The following is a 22,888-nucleotide window of genomic DNA, read 5'->3' as shown; positions in this document are numbered from 1 at the left end:
CCCCCCCCCCCCCCACGGCGCGCACTCAGGACGACGTGACGCAGGTGGTCTTGGAGCAAGAGGAGCCGCAGTTGTCGTCGGTCATGGTGATCAGCCCTTGCGGGTCCTCGATCTCCAGGACCGCGACGTCGAGGGTGAACTCCGGATCGGCCGGGTCGACCAACACGGGCGGGGAGGCCACGGTGCGTTCGGCGGTGCTGTTGCTCATCGGAGCGTTCCTTTCTCTAGTGCGGTCAGGTCAGGTGCGTGCCGACCGGACAGGCCGATACCGCGGCCCTCGTGGGCTCACGGCGTGGCCTGGGGTCCGGACGCTGTGGGTGCCGACCCGGGAGCGGACCGTCGGCTGTTCGGGATCTCGCGTACGGGCCAGACGTGCGGATCGCCGGCCACGGGCAACGGCGCGGGGGCATTCGCGCGACGGCGCACGATCGCGCCTGGGGCGACGAAGCGCAGGCTCATGGCAACACGCGGGTAGAACCCGTACTCGTTCGAGGCGGAGCGGTGCTCCAGGGCCATGTCGAACAGGACAGCTTCGCCGCCCCATAACGTCATAGGGAGGAAGGGACCGCCCGTATCTGTGTCGGGCGCAGGGCGCTCCGGTTCCGCCGCGTAGCCGGTTCGGTGGGACGCGGGACGGATTTCGAGACTGCCGCGGCCCATTCTCATGTCCGTGAAGGCCAGCCAAGCGGCCACAGAGCGATCCGGGTCGACGTGCAGCGACTCGTTGAGCCCGTCTCTGTGCGCGGCGATCGGAAAGTGCTCCCCGTACGGCTTCGCCACGAGTCGGCTTCCTTCGATCGCGACGTCCGGACCGAGCACAGTGGTCACCGCCGACACCAGGCCGGGACTCGTTGCAGCCTCACGGGCCCAGCGGTAGTCGAGGTGCGGATCGACCATGACCCACGTCCTGGTTGCCCGAATCGCCCGCACAACCCGCCCTGTCGCCAGCGCCGCTTGCGCCGGCTGGGCCCACGCGACTGGTGCGACGAACCCCGACTCCCCCAGCGGCCCCGTACGGTACGACGCACTGGTCGACGTTCCAGGCGCGGTGTGGTCAGCCGTCACCACGAGGCGACCGCCGGCATCAGGCGCTCCAGAGCTCGCGCGAACTCGGTCATCGTGGGGCGCCGACGAAAGTCGTACGCCAGCGCCCCGGACAACACCGTCTCCAGCGCGGCCCACGAGACACGGTGAGCCACGCGCGGCGTCGGCAGTCCCGTGGAGATCGCGTCGGCCCTTTGATCGACCGGGTCGGACGGGCTCAGGCCGACGACGGCATAGTCGACCGGTGGCCTACCGGTCCAGCACTCCCACAGCACCGCGCCGAAGGTGTACACCTCTGCCGAGCGGGTCGCTTGCGGAGTCTGCCCGGCGGCGATCGCGGCGCACACCTCCGGTGCTGCCAAGTCGACGCGACCACCGGTGTACGGGAACTCCTCGTCCAGTAACGGCGGCGTGCGCCCCGGCGCTTGGGCATCGCCCCACCCGGTCAGATACACGCCGCCCGGCGTGTGCAGTCCGTGCTCAGGTCGCAGATCGCCGTGTAACCAGCCGGCAGCGTGCAAGCGGGCCACGGCGTTGGCCAGTTCCAGCGCCGCCGTCAAAGCGGTTCGACGCGACATCGGGTGCGTCGAACCGGCGCGCATGAGCGCCCAGCGATCCTCCGTCGTCCGTCCCTGTCGCCACGGCACGGCCAGCCACGAACAGCCGTCCAGTTCGCCCCAACCGACCAGGTCCGCACCGAGTGCCTGCATGATCGCGATCTCACGCGCGACCCTGCCGGTTCCGTGACCTCGGTCGGCCTTCACCGCAAGTACCCCTGCGGGAGAGGCGACCCGCCATATGACGGATCGGGCAGACGCATTCTCGGTATGGACGTACCGAAGTGGTCCGAACTCCTTGCCCAGGTACCGGCTCAGCGCAACGGACATCCGAGTCTCCAGCCCCGGCCCGCACACCGTCACGAGCGATGACACGACGTCCCCCGCGAGAGCTGTCCGACCCGCGCCGACACCTGCTGAACCATGGATATCGAGACCCGTTCTCGTAGAAGGCGTGAACACCGACAACAACCGGCGCGCGGTAGCAAACATCGCCGATAGGCCCGTTCGCGGCTCCCGGCGACGTCGGGGCGTCGCCGGGGACCAGTGGCCACCTGCCCGACGTGGGCGGATGAGAGCCAGAGCGGCCCTCCGCGTCGGGCAGGTGGCCGGGGAGCGGCAAAGCCCAGTCGGCGAGGGGAGGTTCGAGGAGAGTCGCTGCTGCTTGATCACCTCGCGTCCCCCTCCCGCTGCGACTGCCTTGCGCCGAGCCATCAGCGTGCGCGAGCTTCGTTCTCGGGCCTATCGCGGCGGCGATATTGCGAGCGCAATGAGGTGATCGGTGAGTCTCGGTCGCGCTACCGTTGGTCACCGGCGGAGGGGGCGCGGATGGCAGGGACGCAACGCTGTGAACGGTGCGGATGCGCGCTCAGCCGCTACAACCCCGACTCGTACTGCGGCCCGTGCCAACGCCTCGCCCACACACCGCTTCCGGCCGTACCCGCGTGGGTCTGGCAGACGCGCGAGGTTCGCGACGCACTGAGTACGTGGGACTTCCAGGCCCTGTGCACGCTGGTCCGCAGGCTCGCTGAGCTGCGACAAGAGGATCTCGCGGCGATGACGGGTCTCGGACAGGGGTCGCTGTCCCAGATCGAGAGCGGCAAGCGACGGCTCACCAGCATCGACAAGATCATGGACCTGTTCGACGGACTGGACGTCCCGTACGAAGTTCTCCCGGTCCCGCGCAGAACAGCGCCCGCGCATCCGGCATCGGACTCCACTTCGACAGCGCCGACTTCGCTGCGAAGCCGCGCCGCTCCGCCGGACGATGTGTGGCAGTACACCCAGTTGATGCGATCGCTCCGCGACGCGGTAGGACAGAGTGGGCCCGTGGAACGACGACACTTCCTCGCGACGGGCACCGCCGTGGCCGCGTGCGCGTACCAGTGGATGACACAGGCACCACCCGCGCTGGGCAACGTTGATGAGGGCGCGGGGATCACTCCGACTTCCGTGGACGCCTTGCAGGCCACGACAGATCACCTACGCCGTCTCGACGCCGAGATGGGCGGCGGAGACCTCACAGCCGTAGGGCGCGCCCACCTGAATCTGATCACCAATCAGCTCAAACACGGCCGCTACGACGAAGCCACGGGAAGGCAGTTGGCCCGAGTGGCAGCGGACACCGCGATGATCACCGGCTGGTTCCATATCGACGCGAACGAGAACGAGCAGGCGCAAGGTCTTCTCTTGGCGGCGCTCCGAGCCGCCCACGCGGCGGAGGATCCCTCGCTCGGAGCCGGCGCGTTGTCGTTTCTCGCCATTCAGGGCTACTCGATCGGCGACCCCCGCGATTCCGTCACTCTCATGCACACCGCACGGGCTCGCACCAATCGCATGGACGCGCCCCACCTGCACGCCATGCTGCTCACCCGGCAGGCTCGCGGGCACGCGAAACTCGGTGAGAAGAGCGCGTGCCGGCGTGCCCTCGGCGAAGCCGAGGAACTCGCCTCCGGGCCACGGGGGGATGAGGACCCTGCGTACCTGTACTGGGTGCACCACGGCGAAGTCCTCGGCCAAGCCGGCAGTTGCCATCTGGAACTCGGGGACGCGCGCAAGGCCGGCGAGGCGTTCGGGCAGGCATGTGAAGCCCTCAGCCCCACCGACCGGCGCACCCGCGCGATCTTCACCTCCCGTGCCGGGCTGGCCCACCTCTGCGCAGGGGAACTCGACCTGGCCTCAGCGCAAACCGAGGCCGCGCTCGATCTTGCCGATCACGTGCAGTCTCCTCGGCTGATGGACCAGATCAGCACTGTCTCCGAGGCGTTCGCCCCACATCAGCGCCGCAAGGCCACACGAGACGTCTACGAACGCCTGCAATCCACTCTCATTTCGGCGGGGGCACAGCGTTGACACGGATCTTGGTGCTGTGGGACATCGACCGCACACTCGTGTACACCGGCCAAACAGACCGGCAGGTCTATCGATTGGTCTTCGAGGAACTCGTCGGCCGCCCAGCCGAGCGGCTCCCTGCCAAGGGCACGGGCGTCACGGTTCCGAAAGCGGTCCGACAGTTGTTGACCGACAACAACGTCGCGCCCGCCGAAATCGAGAGCCTTCTTCCGCGCTTCCTCGACGCGCTGCCGGGAGGGCTCGAAGCGCTGCGCGACACGATGCTGTCGACCGGCTACGTGTTGCCGGGCGCCCCGGACGCGCTGAAAGCCGTCGCGAACGCGCCCGACCTTGTCGCCACCGTTCTCACCGGCAACCTGCGGGCAAGCGCGTTGATCAAGCTCGCCGCGTTCGGACTCTCGCAGTACGTCCAGGCGGACATCGGCGCCTACAGCAGCGACTCGGCGCACCGACCGGCTCTTGTCGCGGTCTCCCAACGGCGCGCCGAGGCAGCGCACAACGTGCCGTTCACGCACGCGAACACGGTGATCATCGGCGACTCCCTTGAAGACGTACGCACCGGTGCCGAGGGCGGCGCACGCGTCCTCGGAGTGGCATCAGGGACAACGACCGAGACAGAACTCGGGAACGCCGGGGCGGACCTGACGCTTCCCACGCTGGAGGATCCCGGGGCGGTATTGGAAGCCGTTCACCGGCTTGCGTCGTAGAACACCCGACCGGCTCCGTACCCTCGGGCCCGAACACCCCGGCACCCTCAAGTCGGTGAACAGCGGCTATTCACTGGCTCTTGAGGCCGCTGAGGAGCGCCGTCCAAGAAGCATGAGAGAAAACCTGTACGGGACTCGCCTCCAGCTTGCTGTCACGCAGAAGCGTGGCAGTTTCCAAGAACGCGGCTTCCACGCACTGGGTGCCGTCCCCGGAGTGGGTGGACTTGCGCCAGCGCAGGGTGCTTAGAACGCTGTGGTTGATCTCTATGCTCACGCCGGCTCTTCCCGAATCTGGTTGATCAGGGCAACACCCGCATCGGGGGCCAATGCCCACTCGTCAAGCTGCTGGAAGACGCGCCGGAGCCTGCGAAGGTCCCGGTCGTCGTCCCTGAACAGGCTACCGCCGATCGCGTCAAGGAAGGCGACGCTCAAGTCGCCCTGGTCTTCGAAGTCCAGGAGCGTGGCGCCGCTGCTGTACGTCCCCGGCGCTGTGAAGGGGACGATGCGCAACTCGACCGTCGGCAATTCCGCCTGCTCCACGAGGTGGGCGAGTTGTCCGCGCCAGACCTCGTGGCCGCCGATCTGACTACGCAGGGCCGCTTCGGTGACGAACGCCCGCAGGGTCAAGGGGTTTGCCGAGGTCAGTCGCTTCTGGCGGTGGCGGCGGACATCCACGAGGGCTTCGATGCGGTCTCGTCCGAAGGCGTAGAAGCCGGATCCGTGTGTGGCCACGGCGTATTCGGGGGTTTGGAGTAGACCTGGGACCAGCAGAGGTTGGTACTCCGTCTCGACGGTGGCCTCGGCCTCGAAGGCGATGAAGTCCGAGTAGCCGGCGGTGAGATCCTCGTTGTAGCGGGACCACCAGTTGCGTTCGCGGTCACGCCCGGTGCCGCGGACGTACTGCTCAAGATCTTTCCGTTCGTGGGTGCTGACTCCGTACAGCTCGATGAGGGCCGAGAGGTCCTTGGCGTTGATGCTGTGCTTGCCGTTCTCGATCCGGCTCAGTCTGCTGCGGGTGGTCCCGAGTTCCCTGGCGACGGCTTCGAGCGTCATCTCGGACTCGACGCGCAGACGGTTCAGTTCGACGCCGAGCCGTCGCCGTTGAAGCACGGAACCCGCGTTGATCGGCATGTTCCCCTCCTCGTTGCAGTCAGTGTGCCCGCGACCATGCTCCTGGAGCCACCTCCTCGCGTTTATTTTGCAATTGCACTTCACGCGAACGCGAAACAGCGCCATAGTGTTTCGCATACTACGTGGAGCGCATTGAAGATCACTTTGCGCGACGTGATCGTTCGCACCGCTCCTTGGGTCCCCAAGATCTCGGGGTGAGCAGTGTTCGCCAATCCTGTTCCGCAACCATCCGTGCTCTTCTTGGAGCCGAACCACGGCATGCCCGTCCGCCAGGCCCGCGCGTACGTCAAACGCTCGTGCGTGGCCCTGGGGGCACCACCGGACGACCCGGAGACGGTGGTCTCCGAACTCGTCACCAACGCCTTCACCCACGCATCTACGGACGGCCCCCAAGGCATCCTCGTGCGGTGCTTCCGCCGCGGCGACATGCTCTGGCTGGAGGTACTGGACCGCCGCAGCGAGACCGAACTCCCCGTGCTGGAAGCGGACATGGAAGCCGAAGGAGGCCGGGGTCTCCTGCTGGCACGTGCCCTCTCGAAGGTGTTCCGGTGCGAGGCGCGAGAAGGCGGCTACTGCGCGGTCGTCGTCGGATTCGAGGCACGTGCGTGAACCACTTGCCGCGCACGATCCTGCTGATCGACGACGCCGATCCGCACGCGGACTCCGGCCGCGGCCTGCGCCCCGGAGCGTCGTCGTGACCACGCCGGAGGCCGTCAACCCGCGGCGTCAAGACACACGGGCACAGCTACGTGAACGTCCGGCGCTCGGTGGTTCGCTTGAGGGGCAACGCCTGTTGCGCGCGTCCGCGCCGCCGGAGGCGTGCAACGGCTCGGCGTCGGCGCATGTGGTCCTGGCGCGGCTGGCCCGCGAGGTGCCGCAGATGGTGATCACTGCCGAGACGCACTGCCAGCGTGCGCGTATCCGGGAACTCCCGGCCCTGGACCTGTACGACGGGTCGTGCTTCGCGCAGTTGCGGGCGAGGGTGGGGGCGAACCTGCCCTATCGGCGGCGGGTGTTCGTCCTGACCACGCGGTACGGCCTCGTCGGGGCGAACGAGCGCTTGCGGCCGTACGAGCCGAAACGCCTGGGACCGGACGGCCTGAAGCACGCGACCCGCCGGGCGCTGCACGCGTACCTCGCGGTGTGCCCGGTCGAGGAAATGCTGCTCCTCCTTCCGACCGCCTACCTCGACCTCCTCCCGCGCGTGACCGGCCGCGTCGGGCGAGTCCACACGATCGCCGACTCGGCGCGCGGTTGGCCCGAGGCCGCAGCGTGCCTCGACCGATGGGGTTGGCCCTGAGCGCAGAGCGCCTTCTTCCGGATTCACCCACCACCAGGAGCTGTTACGTGACCAGATCCCTTCTGCGTTCGCTCGTTCGTGTGGCCTCCGTGCTCATCCGCTGGGGGTCGCGCGGTCGACACAGGGCGGGGCAACGCCCGGTCCCGCCGCCTGCGGTCACACCGCCGCGCACGGCGCCGTGCGATCCGCCGACCGCGGAACTGCGGGCGCTGACAGAGGAGTCGTCTCCCGCGTTGGTGCGACCGTACGTCCGCGCGCACGAGCAGCGGGTGAACGAACGCCGGGCGCAGCGTCGGCGGCGGGTGGAGCTGTGGCTGGCGGTGCACGGGGTCGACACGGGGCCGCGCACGATCCACGGGTTGGTGGTGCCGCGGTGACGTCTTGCGCGTGCCGCCGGCTACGTGGGCTTCGCTGCCAGGGCAGCGGTGAAAGCGCCCGCGAGGAGGAACGGCCCCATCGGGATCGTCGCCGGTTGATGGGCGCGGCGCGCCTTGGCAGTACAGGCCCGTACCGCGACCGCGGCGGCGGCGAGGAGGAAGCCGTACAGGACCGCGATTCCCGGCGTGGTCCAGGCGTCGGGCCCGAGGACGAGGCCGATGACCGCGATGAGCTTGGTGTCGCCGCCTCCGAACTGCCCGGTGGTCAGGGTGAGTACCGCACCGGCGGTGAGCAGGGCCAGTGACGCGGCGACCGCACGGACCAGGGGGCCCGGGGAGGCATGCGACACGGAAGCGGCGGTAATCATGCCCAGCGTCCCGGCGAACACGGCGGCTAAGTCTCGGTTGGGGAGGCGTTGTTCGGTCAGGTCGCTGTGGATCAGTCGTGGGGACGCGGCGGCCAGGACGAGCGGGGCGGCGTGGTTGAGTTCGGTGCCGCGCCGAGCCACCAGAGCGGCGATCGCCGCCCAGGCGGTGGCGGTGCATACGGCAGCCAACACCGCTCGGCTTTCACGGCGTGGATCTTGTCCCTTCGCCGACCGCTTTTCCGGCTCTCCGACCACGCGGGTCACGGCCTGCGCCCGGGGGTGTTGTCCGGTGTCGCGGCATGGGGTAGGCCGGTGTGGAGGATGGTGCCGTCGTCCCCTTCGGCGCGGGTCCACGTCAGTTCCAGGGCGTGGTGGTCGGGTCCGCGGTAGCGGACGAGGGTGGGGCCGCGGTCGGCGCGGGCGCGTTCGTGGCGCCAGAGGAGTTCGGCACCAGGTATCTCGTGGATTTGATTGACGACGTTGTCCAAGGGCCCGTCGTCGTGGTAGGTGATGGCGGTTGCCTTCAGGCGTGCAATGGCCGAGCGGCGGAGCGCGTCGATGCCGCGGACGCCCCGGGCTGCCTCCTCGGTGAAGACCCACAGGGCCAGGTTGGTTCCGGTGAGGGTTCCGGGGTCGGTCTCGGCGAAGAGGGCCTCAGCGTGGCTGTTGTGCGCGAGAACGGTGGAGACGTGGTCGGTCACGAGGGCGGGGTGGGGTGCGGACGCGCGGACGAGCCCCCAGTGGCACGGCTGTGCAGTGGTCGGCGGCCGGCGGGGCGCCGCGCGGTGTTCGGTGGCGAGGAAGTGCAGGTCTGCGCGTGTGCGTTCGTCCATGCGCAGGGCGTCGGCGACCGCGTCGAGGGTTTCGGGGCGGGGGGCGTGGTAGACGCCTCGTTCGAGTTTGGCGTAGCCGCGGACGCTCAATCGGGCGAGTACGGCCGTCTGCTCAATGGTCAGCCCGCGTGATGGGCCGTGCGGCCTCGGGGGCAGGCCCACCGAGGCAGCGTCCAGCTCGCGCCGGCGGGTCCTGAGCAGTTGGCGCAGGCTCTCCCTGCGAAGGTCGTCACTGGAACTGGACATCTCCACCCCCGTTGAGAGGCGGGCCGGCGCGGGTGAACGGCAGCACGAGGGCGTGCCCGAGCCGCGTCGGCCCGGAGTTCGGGCTGCGGTCCCACGCTGTCGCCATATCCGGCACAGAGAAACGGATGCCGATCGGACGACGGCGTACGGGCGGATCACCTGGCCAGTTCAACACCGGTAGTGCCGCTACCGGCACGGGTGCCGCGTCGGTAGTGCAAGTACCGGAACTCACGATACCTGTACCACCGGTTACTTCCAGACAGATCAGCAAAAGGTCACTATGGGCAAGTAGGTCTCGCGCGGCGCCATATCGGAGCGCTACTGCGGTACTTCGCCGTGCGCGAACGCAACGGGGGAAGGAGCGGCGTGCGTCGGAGAGTTCCGGGTGCGGTATGCGGAGCGGTCGTTGCAGTCTTGCTGATGGGCGCCTGCACGGACACCGATTCCGACGGCGGCGCGGCGTCAACAGCTCCAGGCAGCCCGCCGATTGCTGTCACACTGCCCGTCCCGCCCACTCCGGCTCCGACCGCTGCGCAGCCTGTGCCAACGCCTTCTTCGGCCACTGCGTCGGCGTCCACGACGAGTGCGCCGCAGGACGCCGCATTGGAGGCGTACAAGCAGATGATGGCGGCGATGGTCCAGGCGTCGGCGACTTCGGATCCGGACTTCCCGCTGCTCACGAAGTACGCGACAGGCGAAGCCTTGGTGACGTTGCGGTACTCGCTTCAGGCCAGTCGGCTCAAGGGGCTTGTGTCGAAGGGGCCGATGCGGATGGCCCCGCGAGTCGAATCAGTAACCGCCGACGGTCTGATGGTCCGGATTTCGGATTGTGTGGACGACAGTGAGTGGCTCCGTTACCGGCAAGACGGTTCCCTCCCCGGCGGTGCCCCCGGTGGGCGGCGCAGCACTACTGCCGAGGTGATCACCGTGGACGGTGCCTGGAAGGTCTCCGTACTCCGCATATCGGAAACCGAGACATGCTGAGCAGCGGCAGGCACCGGCTCGGCCTGTGTGTGGGCGTGGTGTTGATGTCGTGGGGGGCAGCCGGTGGTGTCGCCCATGCGGATGAGGGCGCCACCGACCCTGGGTCGGGGTCCGTGACCTGTCAAGAGACAGAGTGTGAGGTCGTAGCCGTGAGCCCGGGGAACGGCGGGAACAATGGGGCCCAAACCCCGTCGAACTCGCCAGTCACGGGGCAGGGACCCTCACCCGGACCACCCCCCGACAACGCCTCCTGGTCGGAAGCAGAACTCGCCAAACGGCTCTACGAGTCCGGGATGACGCCTCAGCAGGTCGCCAACCTGTACGGCAGTGCGCCCCTCTACATCGATCCGGTGACAGGCGAGCCCGGGGCGATGCTGGGCACCAACCCGGTCGGCAACGAGGGCCCCGTCGGCGGTGCGGCGCCGCCTGCGCCTCCGCCGAGTCCTGCGCAGTTGGCGCAGGTGGCGGTGTCGCGTCTGGTGCTGCCGTCGCCGTCGGTGGGGACGTCGCCGTCGGGGGACCAGGTCGTGTCGGTGCCGACGTGGTTGTGGGTGGACGGGGCGTCGTGGGGGTCGGTGTCGGCGACTGCGGCGGTTCCGGGGGTGTCGGTGACGGCGACGGCGGTGCCGGTGTCGGCGGTGTGGTCGATGGGGACCGGGGACGCGGTGACCTGTTCGGGGCCGGGGACGCCGTACGGGCCGGGTTCTGATCCGGCGTCGGGTTCGCCGGACTGCGGTTACACCTATGCCCGTTCGTCGGCGGGCCAGCTGGCGGAGCGGTTCCCGGTCACGGTGACGGTCACGTGGCGGGTGTCGTGGGCGGGCGGTGGCCAGTCGGGTGTGGTGGAGGGGTTGTCGACGTCGGCGTCGACGGGGTTGCGGGTGCGTGAGGTGCAGGCCGTGGTGGTGGCGGTGTCCTGAGCCGCCGTCCGCAAGGTGCGGCGTAGGCGGCGGGTGATCGGTTCGACCGGTGACGGAGGAGCGGGCGGTGGCTGTGTCGGATGCGCGGACGGCGCGGAACGGCGCTGGGACGTGGGCGGCTGCGCCGCCGCAGGGCGCCGTGCCGGGGAAGCGGCGGCGTGTCCGTCCGATACGTGTGTGGGCGGGCCTGTTCGTCGCGGTCGTGTGTGCCGGGGTGTTCGTGGTCGCGGCGCGGGGGACGGACGAGCGGACGTCGGTGCTGGTGGTCGCGCGGCGGGTCGAGGCCGGGCAGGTCGTGCAGCGTGCGGACTTGCGTGAGGTCGACGTGCGGGGCGGAAACGTTTCGGGCATGCCGGTGTCGTCGGTGGACGAGGTGGTGGGTCGGGTGGCGGTGGTGCCGCTGGTGCCGGGGTCGCTGCTGTCACGCGACCAGGTCGGCGTGTCCGCCGAATTTCCGCCCGCCGGGCAGGCGTTGGTGGCGGTGTCGGTGAAGGACGGCGGCGCCCCGCCCGGCCTGGCTGTCGGTCAGCGCGTCGCGGTCCTGGCGGGGCCGGGCCAGGCGGCGGGGCCGCAGACCGGTGCGGGGGCGGCGCCGTCCCTGTCAGCGGAGGGTGTCGTGGTCGCGGTGCGGGCCGCCGCCGATGCCGCAGGCGGAGGATTCGTGGTCACTTTGCTCGTGGACGCGGTCTCGGGGCCCAAGGTGGCGGTGCTGGTGGATCCGCGGCTGGTGGTCCTGAGTCCGGTGGGAGGTGGTGCCGGGTGAGTCCGCCGCGCGTTGTGGTGTTCGGCTCGGTGAAGGGGGCACCGGGGTCGACAGCGTCCGCGTTGGCGCTGACGGCGGCGTGGCCGCGCCGGGAGGGCGGCGTGGGGCCGCTGTTGGTGGAGGCGGACGGCTCGGGGGGTTCGGTGGCGGCGTGGTGCGACGCTTCGCCGTGGGACGCCGCATCGGGCCTGGTGGGTTTGGCCGCCGGTTCGCGTCACGGCGGGCCGGCGGGGTCGGGGGCGGTCGAACCAGCGGCGTACGGGTCGGTGGTGGGGTGCGGGCTGCGTGTGGTCCGGGCGCCAGCGGCCGGTCCGCAGGCGGCTGCCGCGCTGGAGGTCTTGGCGGCGTCGCGGTTCGCGGTGCTGCGCGCGAGTACGGCGGAGGTGGTGGTCGTCGATGCGGGGCGCCTGGAAGGTTCCCACGTCGATGCTCTGCTTGCGGCGGCGGATGTGCTGGTGCTGGTGGCGCGGGGCGGGGTGGACGCGATGGGGCATGTCGCGGGCCGGTTCGAGGGGTTGCGGGCGCGGGTGCCGGTAATGGATCTGCTGGTGGTCGGGCCGTCGCCGTTTGGGCCGTCGGAAGTCGAGGCGGCGTTCGGGGTCGGGCGGGCGCATGCGTGGCCGTGGGATCCGGCCGGGATACGCGAACTCGTGTCGCGGGGTGGGCGGGGGCGCCGCCGTCCCCTGCTGCGGGCCGCACGGTCGCTGGCGGAGGACTTGCTCTGGCGTGCCGACACCGGTCGGCTCATCCCGGCCCGCCCGATGACCGACCCTGCAATTCCGCCAGCCGAAATGCCTCCGGCTCCCAGGGCATTCGGCGCGGCACTTCGGGACGCGGGGGACGCATCGTGAAGCCCCCGAAGCCAGGCTTCAACGGAGTCTCGCTCGACCCGGCCGCCGTCGGGACAGCGTCAGCGGGTCGGCTCGGCGATCCGTCGACAGGGACCGATGAGCTGACGGTCCGATTGCGCACAGAGGTCGGCAGCCGATTGTCCGGGTATGCGGCCGAGTTGGAGGTGGCGGGCCTGCCGCCGATGTCAGGGGAGCAGCGGCGCGAGGTTGCCGACCGCCTGCTCACGGAGGCGTGGCGGGCGGAGACCAGCCGGCGCCTGTCCGCGGGGCTGCCCGTGTGGGATGCGGCAACGGAGGAGCACACGTCGCGTGCCGTGCTGGACGGCTTGTTCGGCCTCGGCGGACTCCAGGGCTTGCTGGACGACCCGAACGTGGAGAACGTGTTCGTCAACGGCTGCGACCGGGTGTTTGTTCGCTATATGGATGGCCGCGAGGAGCAGGTTCCTCCGGTGGCCGGGTCGGATGCCGAGCTGGTCGAACTCGTCCGCACCGTCGCGGCGAAGGCCGGCGAGGAGGAACGCCGCTTCGACCGCGCGGTGCCTCGGCTGAATGTGCAACTGGTGGACGGTTCTCGGCTGTTCGCGGTGATGGCGGTCACGGGCCGGGTGTCGGTGTCGATCCGCCGTCATCGCTATTTGACCGTCACTCTCAAGGACTTGGTGCGCCTGGGGGTGTGCGACGAACCGCTCGCTGCATTCCTTGCTGCTTTGGTGAGGGCCCGGAAGAACCTGATCGTCGCCGGAGGTACGAACATCGGCAAAACGACGGTGCTGCGGGCCCTCGCCTCCGCGATACCGCCGTCGGAGCGGTTGGTGACGATCGAGGACACGTTCGAACTCGGCCTGGACCGCGACCCCGCGCATCCGAACGTCGTCGCGATGCAGGCCCGCGAGGCGAACCTGGAAGGCGTCGGGGCGGTCGACCAGGCGGAACTGGTGCGGTGGGGTCTGCGGATGGGCCCGGACCGGGTGATCGTCGGGGAGATCCGCGGCGCGGAGGTCGTGCCGATGTGCAACGCCATGAGTCAAGGCAACGACGGCAGCATGTCGACGTTGCACGCCTCGACCTCGCGCGGCGTTTTCAGCAAACTCGCCGCGTACGCCGCCCAGTCGCCCGAGCGGCTGACCCTGGAGGCGACAAGCCTCTTGGTGGCGTCCGCGGTGCATTTCGTCGTGCACATCGCGTGGGCCACCGACGGGCGGCGGGTCATCTCCTCGGTCCGCGAGGTCGTCGACGCGGACGGGCCGCAGGTCGTCTCCAACGAGGTGTACAAGCCCGGTGGAGACCGGCGGGCGGTCCCGGCGACGCCGCCGCGTGCGGAGGCCATGGACGACTTGGTCGCAGCCGGCCTGGATCCGTATGTCTTCCACCGGGCCCGATGGGGTGGTGCCCCGTGAACGGCCCGACGGCGGCCCTCCTCGGTCTGGGGTGCGGCGGCGGGCTCGCCGTGGCTGTCTCGGGGCTCCTGCCCCGCCGCGCCGGCGAATCCGGAGCGGCGGTCTCCGATGACCGGCTCGCTGCGGCAGTGTCCCGGCTCGCTGCGCGCGTGCGTGCGGCGTCGGTGCGGCGGCTGATAGGCGTCGGGGTTTGCGCGGTCGTGGTCGGGGTGCTGACCGGGTGGCCGGTCGCCGCTGTGCTGGCGGGGGCGGCGGCGTGGTCGCTGCCGGTGCTGGTGCGGCCGGATCGGGCGGCGCGGGCGCGGACGGAGCGGATCGAGGCGGTGGCGGTGTGGGCGGAGATGCTCCGCGACACTTTGGCTGCTGCGGCCGGGTTGCAGCAGGCGATCCGTGCGACCGCCGACGTTGCGCCACCCGCGCTGGAGACGGAGATCCGCGCGCTCGCGGTGCGGGTCGAGCGCGGCGATCGGTTGCCGGGGGCGTTGCGGACTTTCGCGGACGACGTCGACGACCCGATCGCGGACCTCGTTGTGGCCGCGCTGCTCCTCGCCGCCGAGCGCCAGGCCGGGCAACTCGCCGACCTGCTCGGCTCGTTGGCGACCGCCACGCGGGAACAGGTCACCGTGCGGCTGAAGGCGGACGCGGACCGCGCGGGGGTCCGTACCTCGGTCCGGGTGGTCGTCGTGGTGACCCTTGCGATGGGTTTCGGGCTGCTGCTGCTCGACCGGAAATACCTCGCGCCGTACGGGACCACGGAAGGGCAGCTCGTCCTCGCTGTGGTGGGGGCGCTGTTCGCGGTCGCGTTCTGGTGGATGACGAAACTCGCCGACGACAAGCTCCCCGTCCGGATCTTGCGACCCTCCGCCGAAGATGCGGAATTGCGGTCGGCCGGGATGGGGGTGGACCGGTGAACCCCCTGCTTGCGGCGTTGCTGGGAACCGGCACTGGGCTGGGGCTGCTCCTGGTCGGGTTCGGGTTCTTCCCGCCGCGGGTGCGGCTGGTCGACGCGCTCGCCGCGCTGCACCCCGCCCCGGAAACACCCCCACTGCTCACCACCCCACGCGAGGGCGGCTGGGCGTCCCGGTTCGGACGCCGTCTGGCCCCGGCGGTTGCCGCGTGCGGACTGCCGCTGCCCGCGGTACGTCGCGACCTGCGCGTCCTCGGCCGCGACGTTGCCGTCCACCGCGCCGAGCAGGCGACCTGCGCGCTGGTCGGGCTGTTGCTGCCGCCGCTGTTGCTGACCGCGTTGACCCTGCTGGCGGGCGGCACCTTGGGCGTGTTGTGGCCCGTGGGCGCGGGGCTCGTGTGCGCCGCCGGGGGCGTGTTCGTCCCCGACCTCAACGTCCGTAACGAAGCGCACAAACGGCGTGAGGAGATGCGGCACACCCTGTCGGCCTTCTGCGACCTCGCCGTCGTTGCTCTATCCGGCGGCGCCGGCGTCGAACAGGCCCTCGGTGACGCCGCGGCCACCCTCGACGGGACCGCCGCCCAGAATCTGCGGCGCGCGCTCGCGACGGCGGAACTCACGCGCGTCCCGCCCTGGGGCCCACTGCGCCGACTCGGAGAGGAGACCGACGTCGCGGAACTGCGCGAACTCGCCGCCACCGTCGCCCTGGCCGGGGCCGAGGGCGCGAAAGTCCGTGCGTCGCTCGCCGCGAAGGCATCCGCCCTGCGGACCCGGCAACTCGCCGACGCCCAGGGCGCCGCCGGGCAGGCCACCGAGCGGATGTCGCTGCCGCTGGTGCTTTTGTTCGCCGGATTCCTGGTCTTCCTCGGCTATCCCGCCCTCGCCCACGTCCTCGACGCCCTGTGAAAGGTTTACCGGTTCTCTCGATCTCTGAAGTGTTGGTCCGAACGAACTGGAAGGTGGTGCCCCGGTGTTGAGGGTAATCGGGCGCTCAAATTCGCGAACCGATATGCGGGCCGGTGGTGTTGTGTCGGCCGAGGGTGCCGGTGTAGGGCTCGGCGCCGCCCACGGTGAGGCCGAGCCGGTCGCACAGCCGACGAGGACTGCCGAGAGAACGCACCAGCGCCGGCACCACGGACACGTCAGTTCATCGCACTCGCCGTTCCCTCGTGAATACCGGCAACCTGTCGGGAATCTCGACCATCCGTCGCACAATCCACGCGATCGCGTGAACCACGACCCGTCGGCAACAACCCGCCACCAACGCGGTGACTAGATCAAGAAACTCGAAGCAGTTCAAACGAGTTCGAGCAAAGGTTCGATTTCCTGCCTTGGAAGGAGGCGGTCCGGATGTTCCCCGACATTCAGCCCCTGACCGCGCACATGCGCCGACTCCGCGCGCGGCTACGGGGGTTGGTGCGTGATGAGCGCGGCTACTCCACCGAGACGGTGGTGGTGACCGCGCTGTTGGTGGCGCTGGCGATCATCGTGATCGGCATCATCGCGACGAAAGTCACCGACAAGGCCAGACTGATCAACCTCGGGTGATCGGTCGTGCCCTCAGGACCGGCCCGCATCCGGACCGCACTGCGCGCGGTGCGGTCGGACCAGCGCGGCGCGGTGTCCGTGCAACTCGTGCTGCTCGTCCCGGTGTTGATGTTGATCCTGCTGACGATCGTCCAGTTCGCCCTCGTGCAGCACGCCCACCACATTGCGCAGTCCGCTGCCGCCCGCGCGCTCGCCGCGGCGCGCATCCAGAACGGCACCGCGGCCGACGGTGACGCCCGAGCCCGGCAGGTCCTCGCCGCGATCAGCGGCGACGTGCTCACCGACCCGCAGGTCACCGTGACTTGGACGGCGGACCGGGTTCGCGTCGAGATTACCGGCACCGTGATCGCGGTGGTGCCCGGCACGACGCTGCGGGTACGCGCTGTCGCCGCCGGACCTGTGGACAAGTGGACTGCCTCATGACACGGCGCGCGCCATGCCTAGTCCGCCGCCACCGCGCCCGGCGGGGCCGTCCAGACTGCGCCGCGGATGCGTCCATCCGTCCGCAGACGTGCACCGGACGGGCGCGGCTTGCCAGGGCTGTGGGTGACGAACACGGTTCGGCGACCGTCGAGCTGGTGCTGTTGGTCCCGCTGTTGGTGCTTGTCCTGCTGTTCGTGGTCGCGGTCGGCCGGTTCGCGTCCGCGCGCGGGCTCGTGGACGACGCCGCGCACCAAGCCGCCCGCGCCGCGTCGCTGACCCGCAGCGCGCCCGCCGCCGAGCGCGCTGCCTATGACGCGGCGCACGCCGCGCTCGCGGGCGCCGGGGTGACGTGTACGAGCCTCGCGGTCAGCGTGAACACCGACCGGTTCGCGCCCGGCGGACGGGTGCGGGTGGCGGTGTCGTGCACGGTCTCGCTGGCGGAGATGAGCGCCCTTGGCCTGCCCGGTCACCGCACCCTCGAAGGCAGTGCGTCCAGCGTCGTCGACACGCACCGGGGCACACAATGATCCCCCGGCAGCGGCAGCCGAGTTTCGTCCGTCGGCAGCCAAAGCGCCCGGACGGGCCCCGGACACCGCGCACGTGCCTGGTGGCGGGTGTCCTGCGGTTGCGCCGGGATGAGCGGGGGCAGGTGACCGCGTTCGTCGCGGTGCTGACCGCGGGCTTGTTGTTGGTGGCGGGGTTGGTGTTCGACGGCGGGACAGCGCTGGCGGCCAAGACCCGGGCACTGGACCAGGCCCAGGAAGCCGCCCGCGCCGGCGCACAAGAGCTGAGCTTGGCGTGGGTGCGCGGCGGGGCCGGTCCGCTGCTCGATCCGGCCCGAGCCCAGGCCGCCGCGCAGGCGTCGCTGGCCGCCGCAGGCGCCACCGGCACGGTGAGCATTGCTGGCGATGAGGTGACCGTGACGGTGACGAGCACCACGCACACACAGTTGCTGCACCTGGCGGGAGTCGGAGAGATCACCGTGTCCGCGACCGCGACGGCCCGCGCCGAGCCCGGCGTGACCGCCCCCGATCCCAGGAGAGGGCCATGACCTCACCAGGCACCCGACCGGGTACGGCAGCCGCGCGCACCCCGGTGCGCCTGCCCAGTCGGCGAGGACGCCGCGTCCTGGTCCGACTCGCCCGCGCGACGGCCGCGTTCGTCCGCGCCGTAGTCGCGGCCGGGCTGCTGGGCGGCGCGGTGGCCGGGGTGCCGTACGTGCTGCACCGTCTCTCACCGGATCCGTGGCCGGAGCACCGCCGCTCCTGGGACGAGATCCGCGACGCGCTGCTCGCCCCGACCACCGACCAGGTCATCCTCGACGTCCTCGTCGCGGTCGGATGGGTCGCCTGGGTTGGTTTCACCCTGAGCCTCCTCGCCGAACTCGGCTGGTACCTGCGGCACTTCCGGGTGCTGGTGACAGATGCCTCGGCACACCGGGCGCATCAGTACGAGGCCGGGGTGTTGCGGGCGCCGGCGGCGTGGTTGGCCGGGCTGCTGATCATTGCGCTGGTTGCGATGATGCGCGCCACCCACACGACCGTGGCCGTCGCCGACCGGCCGCATGTGCCTGTGCGTCCGACCGCGGTCGCTGCTGCGCTCGAACCGGTCGAGGCTCCGCCTGTGCCGGTGTCCTCGCCCGTGCCCTTGGCCGGTGTCTGGGCGACCCAGGAAGCACCGCACGCCTTCAGGGCGCGAGGTTCGGACGCGTACACCACCTACACCGTCCGGCCCGGCGATACCTTGTGGGACATCGCCGCCGAGCAACTTGGCGACCCGATCCGCTGGCCGCAGATTTACACCCTCTCCCGCAACCTCGCCCAGCCCGACGGCGGACGCCTGACCGACCCCGACTTCATACGCCCCGGCTGGATCCTGCGCCTGCCCGCGGACGCCCCGCCCACTACACCACCCCCGGTGTCGGCACTGCCGGAACCGGCCCTGCCAGATTTTTCGCCGCCCGTGGAAGAACCCGTCCCCGCGCCACCCTCGCTGCCGGTGCCCGGACCGACCCCGCAGCCGGAGCGGCCCCCGACGCCTGCCCCCTCCGCACCGATCGCTCCTCCAACACCTTCGGAGGAGCGTCCGGTGAAGGAGCCGGGCGCGCACGCATTTTCCCTCTCCGAAGGCGCGTTCGTGGGGTTGGGTCTCGCTGCGGCGATCACGGTGGCGGCGCTCACGGTGTGGCTGCGGCGTCGCCGGCAGTACGAACCCGGCAGCGGCGAGCGCGACGATCTCGCGTTGGCCCCGATCGTCCGCGCCATGCGCAGCGCACACGACCAGGTTCTCCCGCTGGACGATGAAGAAGACGCCGAGCCACCGTCCGGCTTCGCGTCAGCGGATCCGTACGCGGCGGCCCGAAACCGCGCCAGGAACACCGCCTCCGCGGCGGGGGTCGACGGGCCGTCCTTGGGCGTTCGGGACGGTCGTGCGCTCGCTGTGAGCATCGTCCACAGCCGTGGGCTGGGTCTTGCCGGTCCCGGCGCGGCTGCCGCGGTTCGGGCCCTGCTCGTCGCGCTCCTCGCCGACCGCCATCGCCCGGACGGCGCGCGGATCCGCGTCGTCATTCCTGAGGCTGATGCCCGGCGGCTCTTCGACGGCGACGTGCCCCGCCCGCACCCCACGCAACTGGTCGTCGTCGCCGAGCTGGCGTCCGCGCTCGTCATGATGGAATCCGAGATCGACGCACGGACAGGGGCGTTCACGTCATGCGAGACGGGCACGGACCTGTACTTGGTGGCCACTCCTTTGTCGCACCTGGAAGAGCGCCTGACGAACCTGCTCGCCGCCGGGTCACGGTGCGGAGTCGCCGGTGTGCTCATGGGCCAGTGGGGCGGACCCGTTGCCTGGGTTAAGGCTGACGGGACCGTCGCAACCGCCAGCGAATCCGTCGCCGACGACCTGTCCGGAACGCGCCTGTTCTCGCTGCCTGCCGACAGCAGCCGCACGCTGCTTGACCTGCTGTATCAGGCGGAGCCCACCGCGCCGCCGCAGCCTCGTCCGGCGCGACGCCGGCACCCCCCGCTCCCGGCAGGCAGCGTACGTCCGTTGAACCCAGCTCCCGAGGCAGACACCGACACGGGTCCGGATGTGGAGACCGAGTCCCCAAGTGCTCCGCGGTCCGACGAATCCGAGCAGGACGATGGCGAGGTGCCGCAGGCGTTGATGCCGCCGCCACCGCCTTGGTCCGACGCGGTGGACAGCGGTTGGGCGGCGACTGACCCCGACATTCCCGGTGAGCCGCCTGCGGTCACCCCTGCGATGTCGGCGCGGGCAGTCCGGATCGGCACTGCGGTGGAAGAAGAGCGAGAGCCCTCCGGCAGATACGGGGCTGTCTTCGACCTGAAGGTGCTCGGGCCGCTGCACCTGACGTACACGCGCGACGGCGACGCTGTCGACCTGACCGGGTTCCTCGCCCCGAAGCAGCGCGAGATCCTTGCGTATCTGGCGCTGCATCCCGACGGGGTTCGCCGGCAGACGCTGAGCGCCGCACTGTGGCCGACGGCGCCAACGGCGCGTCCTTCCAACGTGTTCCATGCCACGCTCAGCCAGTTGCGGCAGGCCATCCGCGGTGCCACGGGCAACGAGGTACACGATGTGACCAGCCACCGCGACGGTCGGTATGCGGTGGACGGCGAACTGGTGGCCGTCGACCTGTGGGACATCTGGGACGACCTCACCACGTGGCGTGGGGCGGCCGACGACGAGGAACGCGGAGCCGTTGTCGAGCGCCTGGCGAACCGGTATCGGGGCAATCTTGTCGAGGACATGACCGCGGAATGGCTTGACGCCCCCCGCGAAGAATTGCGCCGCGATGTCCTGGACGCACTGAGCGCCCATGCCCGTGGGATTATCGACTCCGCACCTGTTCAGGCCCTCGCCCTGCTGGAGCGCGCGCGACCGCTCGACCCCTACAATGAATCCCTCTATCGCAGCATTGCGCAGGTCCAAGCCCGCCTCGGACTCATGGACCACATCACGCGCACCTTGGCGTTGCTGACGACGGCACTCGCGGAAATCGACGAGCAGCCGAGCCAGGAAACCATCGCCCTGTGCGACGACCTTCGCCGGCGCCACCCACAGAATCCCGGCGGACATCTCGCCATGGGGTGACCCGACCCGCCCACACCTCTCCTGCGGCCCCCTCCAGGACCACCTCCTGGACCTCCTCAGGGGTATCCCCTTAAGCGGATACCCCTTCGCAGGTCGTTTGCGCAGGTCAGGCGCCTGCAACCCCCTCCTGCTGCGCGTGCAACTCGATAGCCGGGAGGCGGCCGAACAGTCGGGGACGGGTCAGGGAGAGTGAGCAAGCACGGCATTCCATGCGGCTCCTTCTGCGATGCGTGTTCATCCCGGGAAACCCGGAAATCTATCTTCAATCTTGCATTCTTTTGATTCATTACCCGGTCGATTTTCCGTGCGCCGATATTGAATTGCTTTGTGTATTTCCAGGTTCTGCTATTCCCAACAGCCCCATTGTTATCAATTACAGCGAACTCTTGATTGCCCCCCCTATTACGGGACAATAGAAATACAAGGCGTTGCGTATTGGAGCGCACGCCGAGATTGATCGGGGAATGCGAATGGCAGACATTCGCGGTCGCTGCGCCGATTCCGTCACTGCGGAAGACATGGCGCGCGTCACGATGGAGGATTTCGAGGAATTGGCGCGTATCGCGCGTTCGTACTGCCGGACGGTGGACGCGTCGCGCGGGCGGAAGCGCATGGACGGAAGCGCAACGGTCGCTCCGGCCGGCGCGCCGCGGTACGGGACCGACGATGTGAGCGACGACGTCACGCAGGACGCGGTGTTGATCTTCGCCCGCCGGCTCCGTCAGATCATCGACAAGTGCGACGCGTCCGCCGTGTGCGTCGCGACGCGTGAGGCGGAGTCGTGGCAGTACGTCCGCAAGGACGGTTCCACGACCATCGTGGGACGCGGCAAGATCATGTACTGGGCGGTGCGCGACGCTGCGGCACAGAACGGCTACCGGCTGGACGTGGCGCCGGATGAGATCGACGCGGTACCGGGAGCCCAGCTCATGCGCGGAGTGCCGCACGCGGACGTACTCCCGGCACTCGCCATGGGACCGGTCTATGCCGCCCACAGCGAAGTGATCTTCCGCATGGCCTGGGGGGACGGCTCGGACTTCCGGACGCTTGCCAGGATCCTGCCTATCGCAGGCGCATCGGACAACCTCAAGCGGGCCGGCGTCATCGCACGCGCCGCTATGGAAATCCACGGTGGTCCGCGCAACTCGTCATCGAAGGTGCAGCGTACGAGCGATGCCGCGCGCCGCGAATGGCGGGAGCTGGAGTCGCGGCTAGACGACGCGCGCGGCACGTTCGCCCATGACGACACGCGACGCAAGACATCCGAATAGCGATTCTCTGGAGCGGCGGCATAGGCCACAGTGCCTATGCTGCCGCTCCGTCGTTTCCCAGCACAACAGGTTCCGATGCCGCCGTGATCGGTATTTTGCGCACTTCGCGGCCCGTATTTATGTGAGGGCGTAGGAATCAACGTCGTGAATCCGGGACTAGGAATTATTCGTCCTTGATCGGGATTTCACGGCTCCTGCGGCCCGTATTTAAGTGAGGGCGGAAACGCGGTATTCTTTCCGTGTTCCGACCCTCGGCGCACGACTGCTCCGAACCGTCGGCGCAGGCGAGAAGCGGTAACTGATGCTTGGCGCACAGACGCGCGGCACGTTCCGGGTCTTGCCTGTCACGCGGTACATGCGGTGTCCGGGCGCCCGTTCACCCCGTTTCCCCCCGTCCGGGGTGAACGGGTCCCCGGGCACCGCGTGGAGGGAGAGTCACATTGCGCGTTGTGCAGCAATCTGCCGAGGAAGTGGCAGTGTTCACGGAGTGCCGGGCCGCGCGGAAGTACGGCTTGGTGATCAGTGACGGGTGCGCCAGAACCATTGCCGGTTGGTACGTCGACGGATCGGCCACCGGGTCCGCCGGCAACGTGTTCCACGCTACCGGCGAAGTGATCGACGTTAACCGGATCTTCGCCGAATACACGATGGGCGGGATCCGGTACGTCGGTGCGTCTGCGCGACACCGCCGAGCAATCGAGCAATTCGCCGTTTACCTCCTGACGCGTACCGGCAGGGGACCCATCCCCGGATGGTCATCGTGCCGGGCGGGTTTCAGGAGGTGATCCGAACGGGG

26 protein-coding genes are annotated in these 22,888 nt (G+C 69.7%); 18 read left to right on the top strand and 8 right to left on the bottom strand.

What is annotated here, in order from left to right:
• Positions 1–25: 25 nt before the first annotated feature.
• From fxlA to ACRX5W_RS16565, 3 genes are all read right to left on the bottom strand, one after another.
• On the bottom strand, positions 26–208 hold the full coding sequence (fxlA, locus tag ACRX5W_RS16575; RefSeq protein ID WP_436788908.1) for an FxLD family lanthipeptide: 183 nt from the start codon (positions 206–208) through the stop codon (positions 26–28).
• A gap of 77 nt (positions 209–285) precedes the next feature.
• A complete protein-coding gene (locus tag ACRX5W_RS16570) occupies positions 286–1,065 on the bottom strand; it encodes a phytanoyl-CoA dioxygenase family protein (protein WP_436788907.1) in 780 nt (259 codons plus the stop codon).
• Positions 1,062–1,808, bottom strand: coding sequence for a hypothetical protein (locus ACRX5W_RS16565; protein WP_436788906.1), 747 nt, complete (start codon positions 1,806–1,808; stop codon positions 1,062–1,064). Before ACRX5W_RS16565 ends, ACRX5W_RS16570 begins: the two co-directional genes overlap by 4 nt.
• Before the next feature lie 621 nt (positions 1,809–2,429).
• Here ACRX5W_RS16565 and ACRX5W_RS16560 point away from each other — a divergent pair.
• On the top strand, positions 2,430–3,953 hold the full coding sequence (locus ACRX5W_RS16560) for a helix-turn-helix domain-containing protein (protein WP_436788905.1): 1,524 nt from the start codon (positions 2,430–2,432) through the stop codon (positions 3,951–3,953).
• Complete coding sequence (locus ACRX5W_RS16555) at positions 3,950–4,660, top strand: HAD family hydrolase (protein ID WP_436788904.1); 711 nt, start codon at positions 3,950–3,952, stop codon at positions 4,658–4,660. The genes ACRX5W_RS16560 and ACRX5W_RS16555 overlap by 4 nt, the downstream gene beginning before the upstream one ends.
• Positions 4,661–4,730: 70 nt before the next feature.
• Here the strand turns inward: ACRX5W_RS16555 and ACRX5W_RS16550 are convergent, their stop codons facing one another.
• Complete coding sequence (locus tag ACRX5W_RS16550; protein WP_436788903.1) at positions 4,731–4,934, bottom strand: DUF397 domain-containing protein; 204 nt, start codon at positions 4,932–4,934, stop codon at positions 4,731–4,733.
• Positions 4,931–5,791, bottom strand: a complete 861-nt coding sequence (locus tag ACRX5W_RS16545; protein ID WP_436788902.1) for a helix-turn-helix domain-containing protein — start codon at positions 5,789–5,791, stop codon at positions 4,931–4,933. The genes ACRX5W_RS16550 and ACRX5W_RS16545 overlap by 4 nt, the downstream gene beginning before the upstream one ends.
• 231 nt (positions 5,792–6,022) lie before the next feature.
• Here ACRX5W_RS16545 and ACRX5W_RS16540 point away from each other — a divergent pair, with 231 nt between their 5' ends.
• The 3 genes from ACRX5W_RS16540 (at position 6,023) to ACRX5W_RS16530 (ending at position 7,468) form a co-directional block, all read left to right on the top strand.
• Positions 6,023–6,400: an ATP-binding protein gene (locus ACRX5W_RS16540; RefSeq protein ID WP_436788901.1), complete on the top strand. Its 378-nt coding sequence runs from the start codon at positions 6,023–6,025 to the stop codon at positions 6,398–6,400.
• An 85-nt stretch (positions 6,401–6,485) separates the two neighbouring features.
• The gene (locus tag ACRX5W_RS16535; RefSeq protein ID WP_436788900.1) at positions 6,486–7,091 is read left to right on the top strand and encodes a hypothetical protein; all 606 of its coding nucleotides are present in this window, start codon (positions 6,486–6,488) and stop codon (positions 7,089–7,091) included.
• Positions 7,092–7,138: 47 nt separating this feature from the next.
• A complete protein-coding gene (locus ACRX5W_RS16530; RefSeq protein WP_436788899.1) occupies positions 7,139–7,468 on the top strand; it encodes a hypothetical protein in 330 nt (109 codons plus the stop codon).
• A gap of 20 nt (positions 7,469–7,488) precedes the next feature.
• On the opposite strand, the gene ACRX5W_RS16525 is transcribed toward ACRX5W_RS16530, so the two are convergent.
• Positions 7,489–8,028, bottom strand: coding sequence for a prepilin peptidase (locus ACRX5W_RS16525; protein WP_436788898.1), 540 nt, complete (start codon positions 8,026–8,028; stop codon positions 7,489–7,491).
• Between the two features lie 68 nt (positions 8,029–8,096).
• Positions 8,097–8,915, bottom strand: a complete 819-nt coding sequence (locus ACRX5W_RS16520) for an MmyB family transcriptional regulator (protein WP_436788897.1) — start codon at positions 8,913–8,915, stop codon at positions 8,097–8,099.
• A gap of 540 nt (positions 8,916–9,455) precedes the next feature.
• Here ACRX5W_RS16520 and ACRX5W_RS16515 point away from each other — a divergent pair.
• From ACRX5W_RS16515 to ACRX5W_RS16485, 7 genes are all read left to right on the top strand, one after another.
• Positions 9,456–9,899, top strand: coding sequence for a hypothetical protein (locus ACRX5W_RS16515; RefSeq protein ID WP_436788896.1), 444 nt, complete (start codon positions 9,456–9,458; stop codon positions 9,897–9,899).
• 293 nt (positions 9,900–10,192) lie between these two features.
• Entirely contained in the window at positions 10,193–10,819 is a 627-nt protein-coding gene (locus tag ACRX5W_RS16510; protein ID WP_436788895.1) for a hypothetical protein, read from the top strand.
• Between the two features lie 67 nt (positions 10,820–10,886).
• Positions 10,887–11,582, top strand: a complete 696-nt coding sequence (locus tag ACRX5W_RS16505; RefSeq protein WP_436788894.1) for an SAF domain-containing protein — start codon at positions 10,887–10,889, stop codon at positions 11,580–11,582.
• A complete protein-coding gene (locus ACRX5W_RS16500) occupies positions 11,579–12,433 on the top strand; it encodes a hypothetical protein (RefSeq protein ID WP_436788893.1) in 855 nt (284 codons plus the stop codon). Before ACRX5W_RS16505 ends, ACRX5W_RS16500 begins: the two co-directional genes overlap by 4 nt.
• Before the next feature lie 101 nt (positions 12,434–12,534).
• The gene (locus tag ACRX5W_RS16495; protein ID WP_436788923.1) at positions 12,535–13,830 is read left to right on the top strand and encodes a CpaF family protein; all 1,296 of its coding nucleotides are present in this window, start codon (positions 12,535–12,537) and stop codon (positions 13,828–13,830) included.
• The gene (locus tag ACRX5W_RS16490; protein ID WP_436788892.1) at positions 13,827–14,741 is read left to right on the top strand and encodes a type II secretion system F family protein; all 915 of its coding nucleotides are present in this window, start codon (positions 13,827–13,829) and stop codon (positions 14,739–14,741) included. The genes ACRX5W_RS16495 and ACRX5W_RS16490 overlap by 4 nt, the downstream gene beginning before the upstream one ends.
• Positions 14,738–15,643, top strand: coding sequence for a type II secretion system F family protein (locus ACRX5W_RS16485; RefSeq protein ID WP_436788891.1), 906 nt, complete (start codon positions 14,738–14,740; stop codon positions 15,641–15,643). The genes ACRX5W_RS16490 and ACRX5W_RS16485 overlap by 4 nt, the downstream gene beginning before the upstream one ends.
• 85 nt (positions 15,644–15,728) lie before the next feature.
• On the opposite strand, the gene ACRX5W_RS16480 is transcribed toward ACRX5W_RS16485, so the two are convergent.
• A complete protein-coding gene (locus ACRX5W_RS16480; protein ID WP_436788890.1) occupies positions 15,729–15,878 on the bottom strand; it encodes a hypothetical protein in 150 nt (49 codons plus the stop codon).
• A 209-nt stretch (positions 15,879–16,087) separates the two neighbouring features.
• Here ACRX5W_RS16480 and ACRX5W_RS16475 point away from each other — a divergent pair, with 209 nt between their 5' ends.
• The 6 genes from ACRX5W_RS16475 (at position 16,088) to ACRX5W_RS16450 (ending at position 22,092) form a co-directional block, all read left to right on the top strand.
• Positions 16,088–16,285, top strand: a complete 198-nt coding sequence (locus ACRX5W_RS16475) for a hypothetical protein (RefSeq protein ID WP_436788889.1) — start codon at positions 16,088–16,090, stop codon at positions 16,283–16,285.
• A gap of 6 nt (positions 16,286–16,291) precedes the next feature.
• Positions 16,292–16,708, top strand: coding sequence for a TadE/TadG family type IV pilus assembly protein (locus ACRX5W_RS16470; protein WP_436788888.1), 417 nt, complete (start codon positions 16,292–16,294; stop codon positions 16,706–16,708).
• A gap of 119 nt (positions 16,709–16,827) precedes the next feature.
• Positions 16,828–17,235, top strand: a complete 408-nt coding sequence (locus ACRX5W_RS16465) for a TadE/TadG family type IV pilus assembly protein (RefSeq protein ID WP_436788887.1) — start codon at positions 16,828–16,830, stop codon at positions 17,233–17,235.
• A 122-nt stretch (positions 17,236–17,357) separates the two neighbouring features.
• Complete coding sequence (locus ACRX5W_RS16460; RefSeq protein ID WP_436788886.1) at positions 17,358–17,759, top strand: pilus assembly protein TadG-related protein; 402 nt, start codon at positions 17,358–17,360, stop codon at positions 17,757–17,759.
• The gene (locus tag ACRX5W_RS16455) at positions 17,756–20,821 is read left to right on the top strand and encodes a LysM peptidoglycan-binding domain-containing protein (RefSeq protein ID WP_436788885.1); all 3,066 of its coding nucleotides are present in this window, start codon (positions 17,756–17,758) and stop codon (positions 20,819–20,821) included. The genes ACRX5W_RS16460 and ACRX5W_RS16455 overlap by 4 nt, the downstream gene beginning before the upstream one ends.
• A 518-nt stretch (positions 20,822–21,339) precedes the next feature.
• Entirely contained in the window at positions 21,340–22,092 is a 753-nt protein-coding gene (locus ACRX5W_RS16450; protein ID WP_436788884.1) for a hypothetical protein, read from the top strand.
• The last annotated feature ends 796 nt before the right edge of the window (positions 22,093–22,888 follow it).

The sequence above is a fragment of the Yinghuangia sp. YIM S10712 genome (genome assembly GCF_051388935.1).
Lineage (GTDB): Bacteria > Actinomycetota > Actinomycetes > Streptomycetales > Streptomycetaceae > Yinghuangia.
Note: the sequence above shows the minus strand (reverse complement) of the source record. Positions and strands in the feature narration are given on the sequence as shown.

Coding starts and splice junctions, on each gene's coding strand:
- ACRX5W_RS16520 (WP_436788897.1), bottom strand. CDS start 8,915: ATGTCCAGTTCCAGTGACGACCTTCGCAGGGAGAGCCTGCGCCAACTG.
- fxlA (WP_436788908.1), bottom strand. CDS start 208: ATGAGCAACAGCACCGCCGAACGCACCGTGGCCTCCCCGCCCGTGTTG.
- ACRX5W_RS16510 (WP_436788895.1), top strand. CDS start 10,193: ATGACGCCTCAGCAGGTCGCCAACCTGTACGGCAGTGCGCCCCTCTAC.
- ACRX5W_RS16450 (WP_436788884.1), top strand. CDS start 21,340: ATGGCGCGCGTCACGATGGAGGATTTCGAGGAATTGGCGCGTATCGCG.
- ACRX5W_RS16475 (WP_436788889.1), top strand. CDS start 16,088: ATGTTCCCCGACATTCAGCCCCTGACCGCGCACATGCGCCGACTCCGC.
- ACRX5W_RS16560 (WP_436788905.1), top strand. CDS start 2,430: ATGGCAGGGACGCAACGCTGTGAACGGTGCGGATGCGCGCTCAGCCGC.
- ACRX5W_RS16545 (WP_436788902.1), bottom strand. CDS start 5,791: ATGCCGATCAACGCGGGTTCCGTGCTTCAACGGCGACGGCTCGGCGTC.
- ACRX5W_RS16455 (WP_436788885.1), top strand. CDS start 17,756: ATGACCTCACCAGGCACCCGACCGGGTACGGCAGCCGCGCGCACCCCG.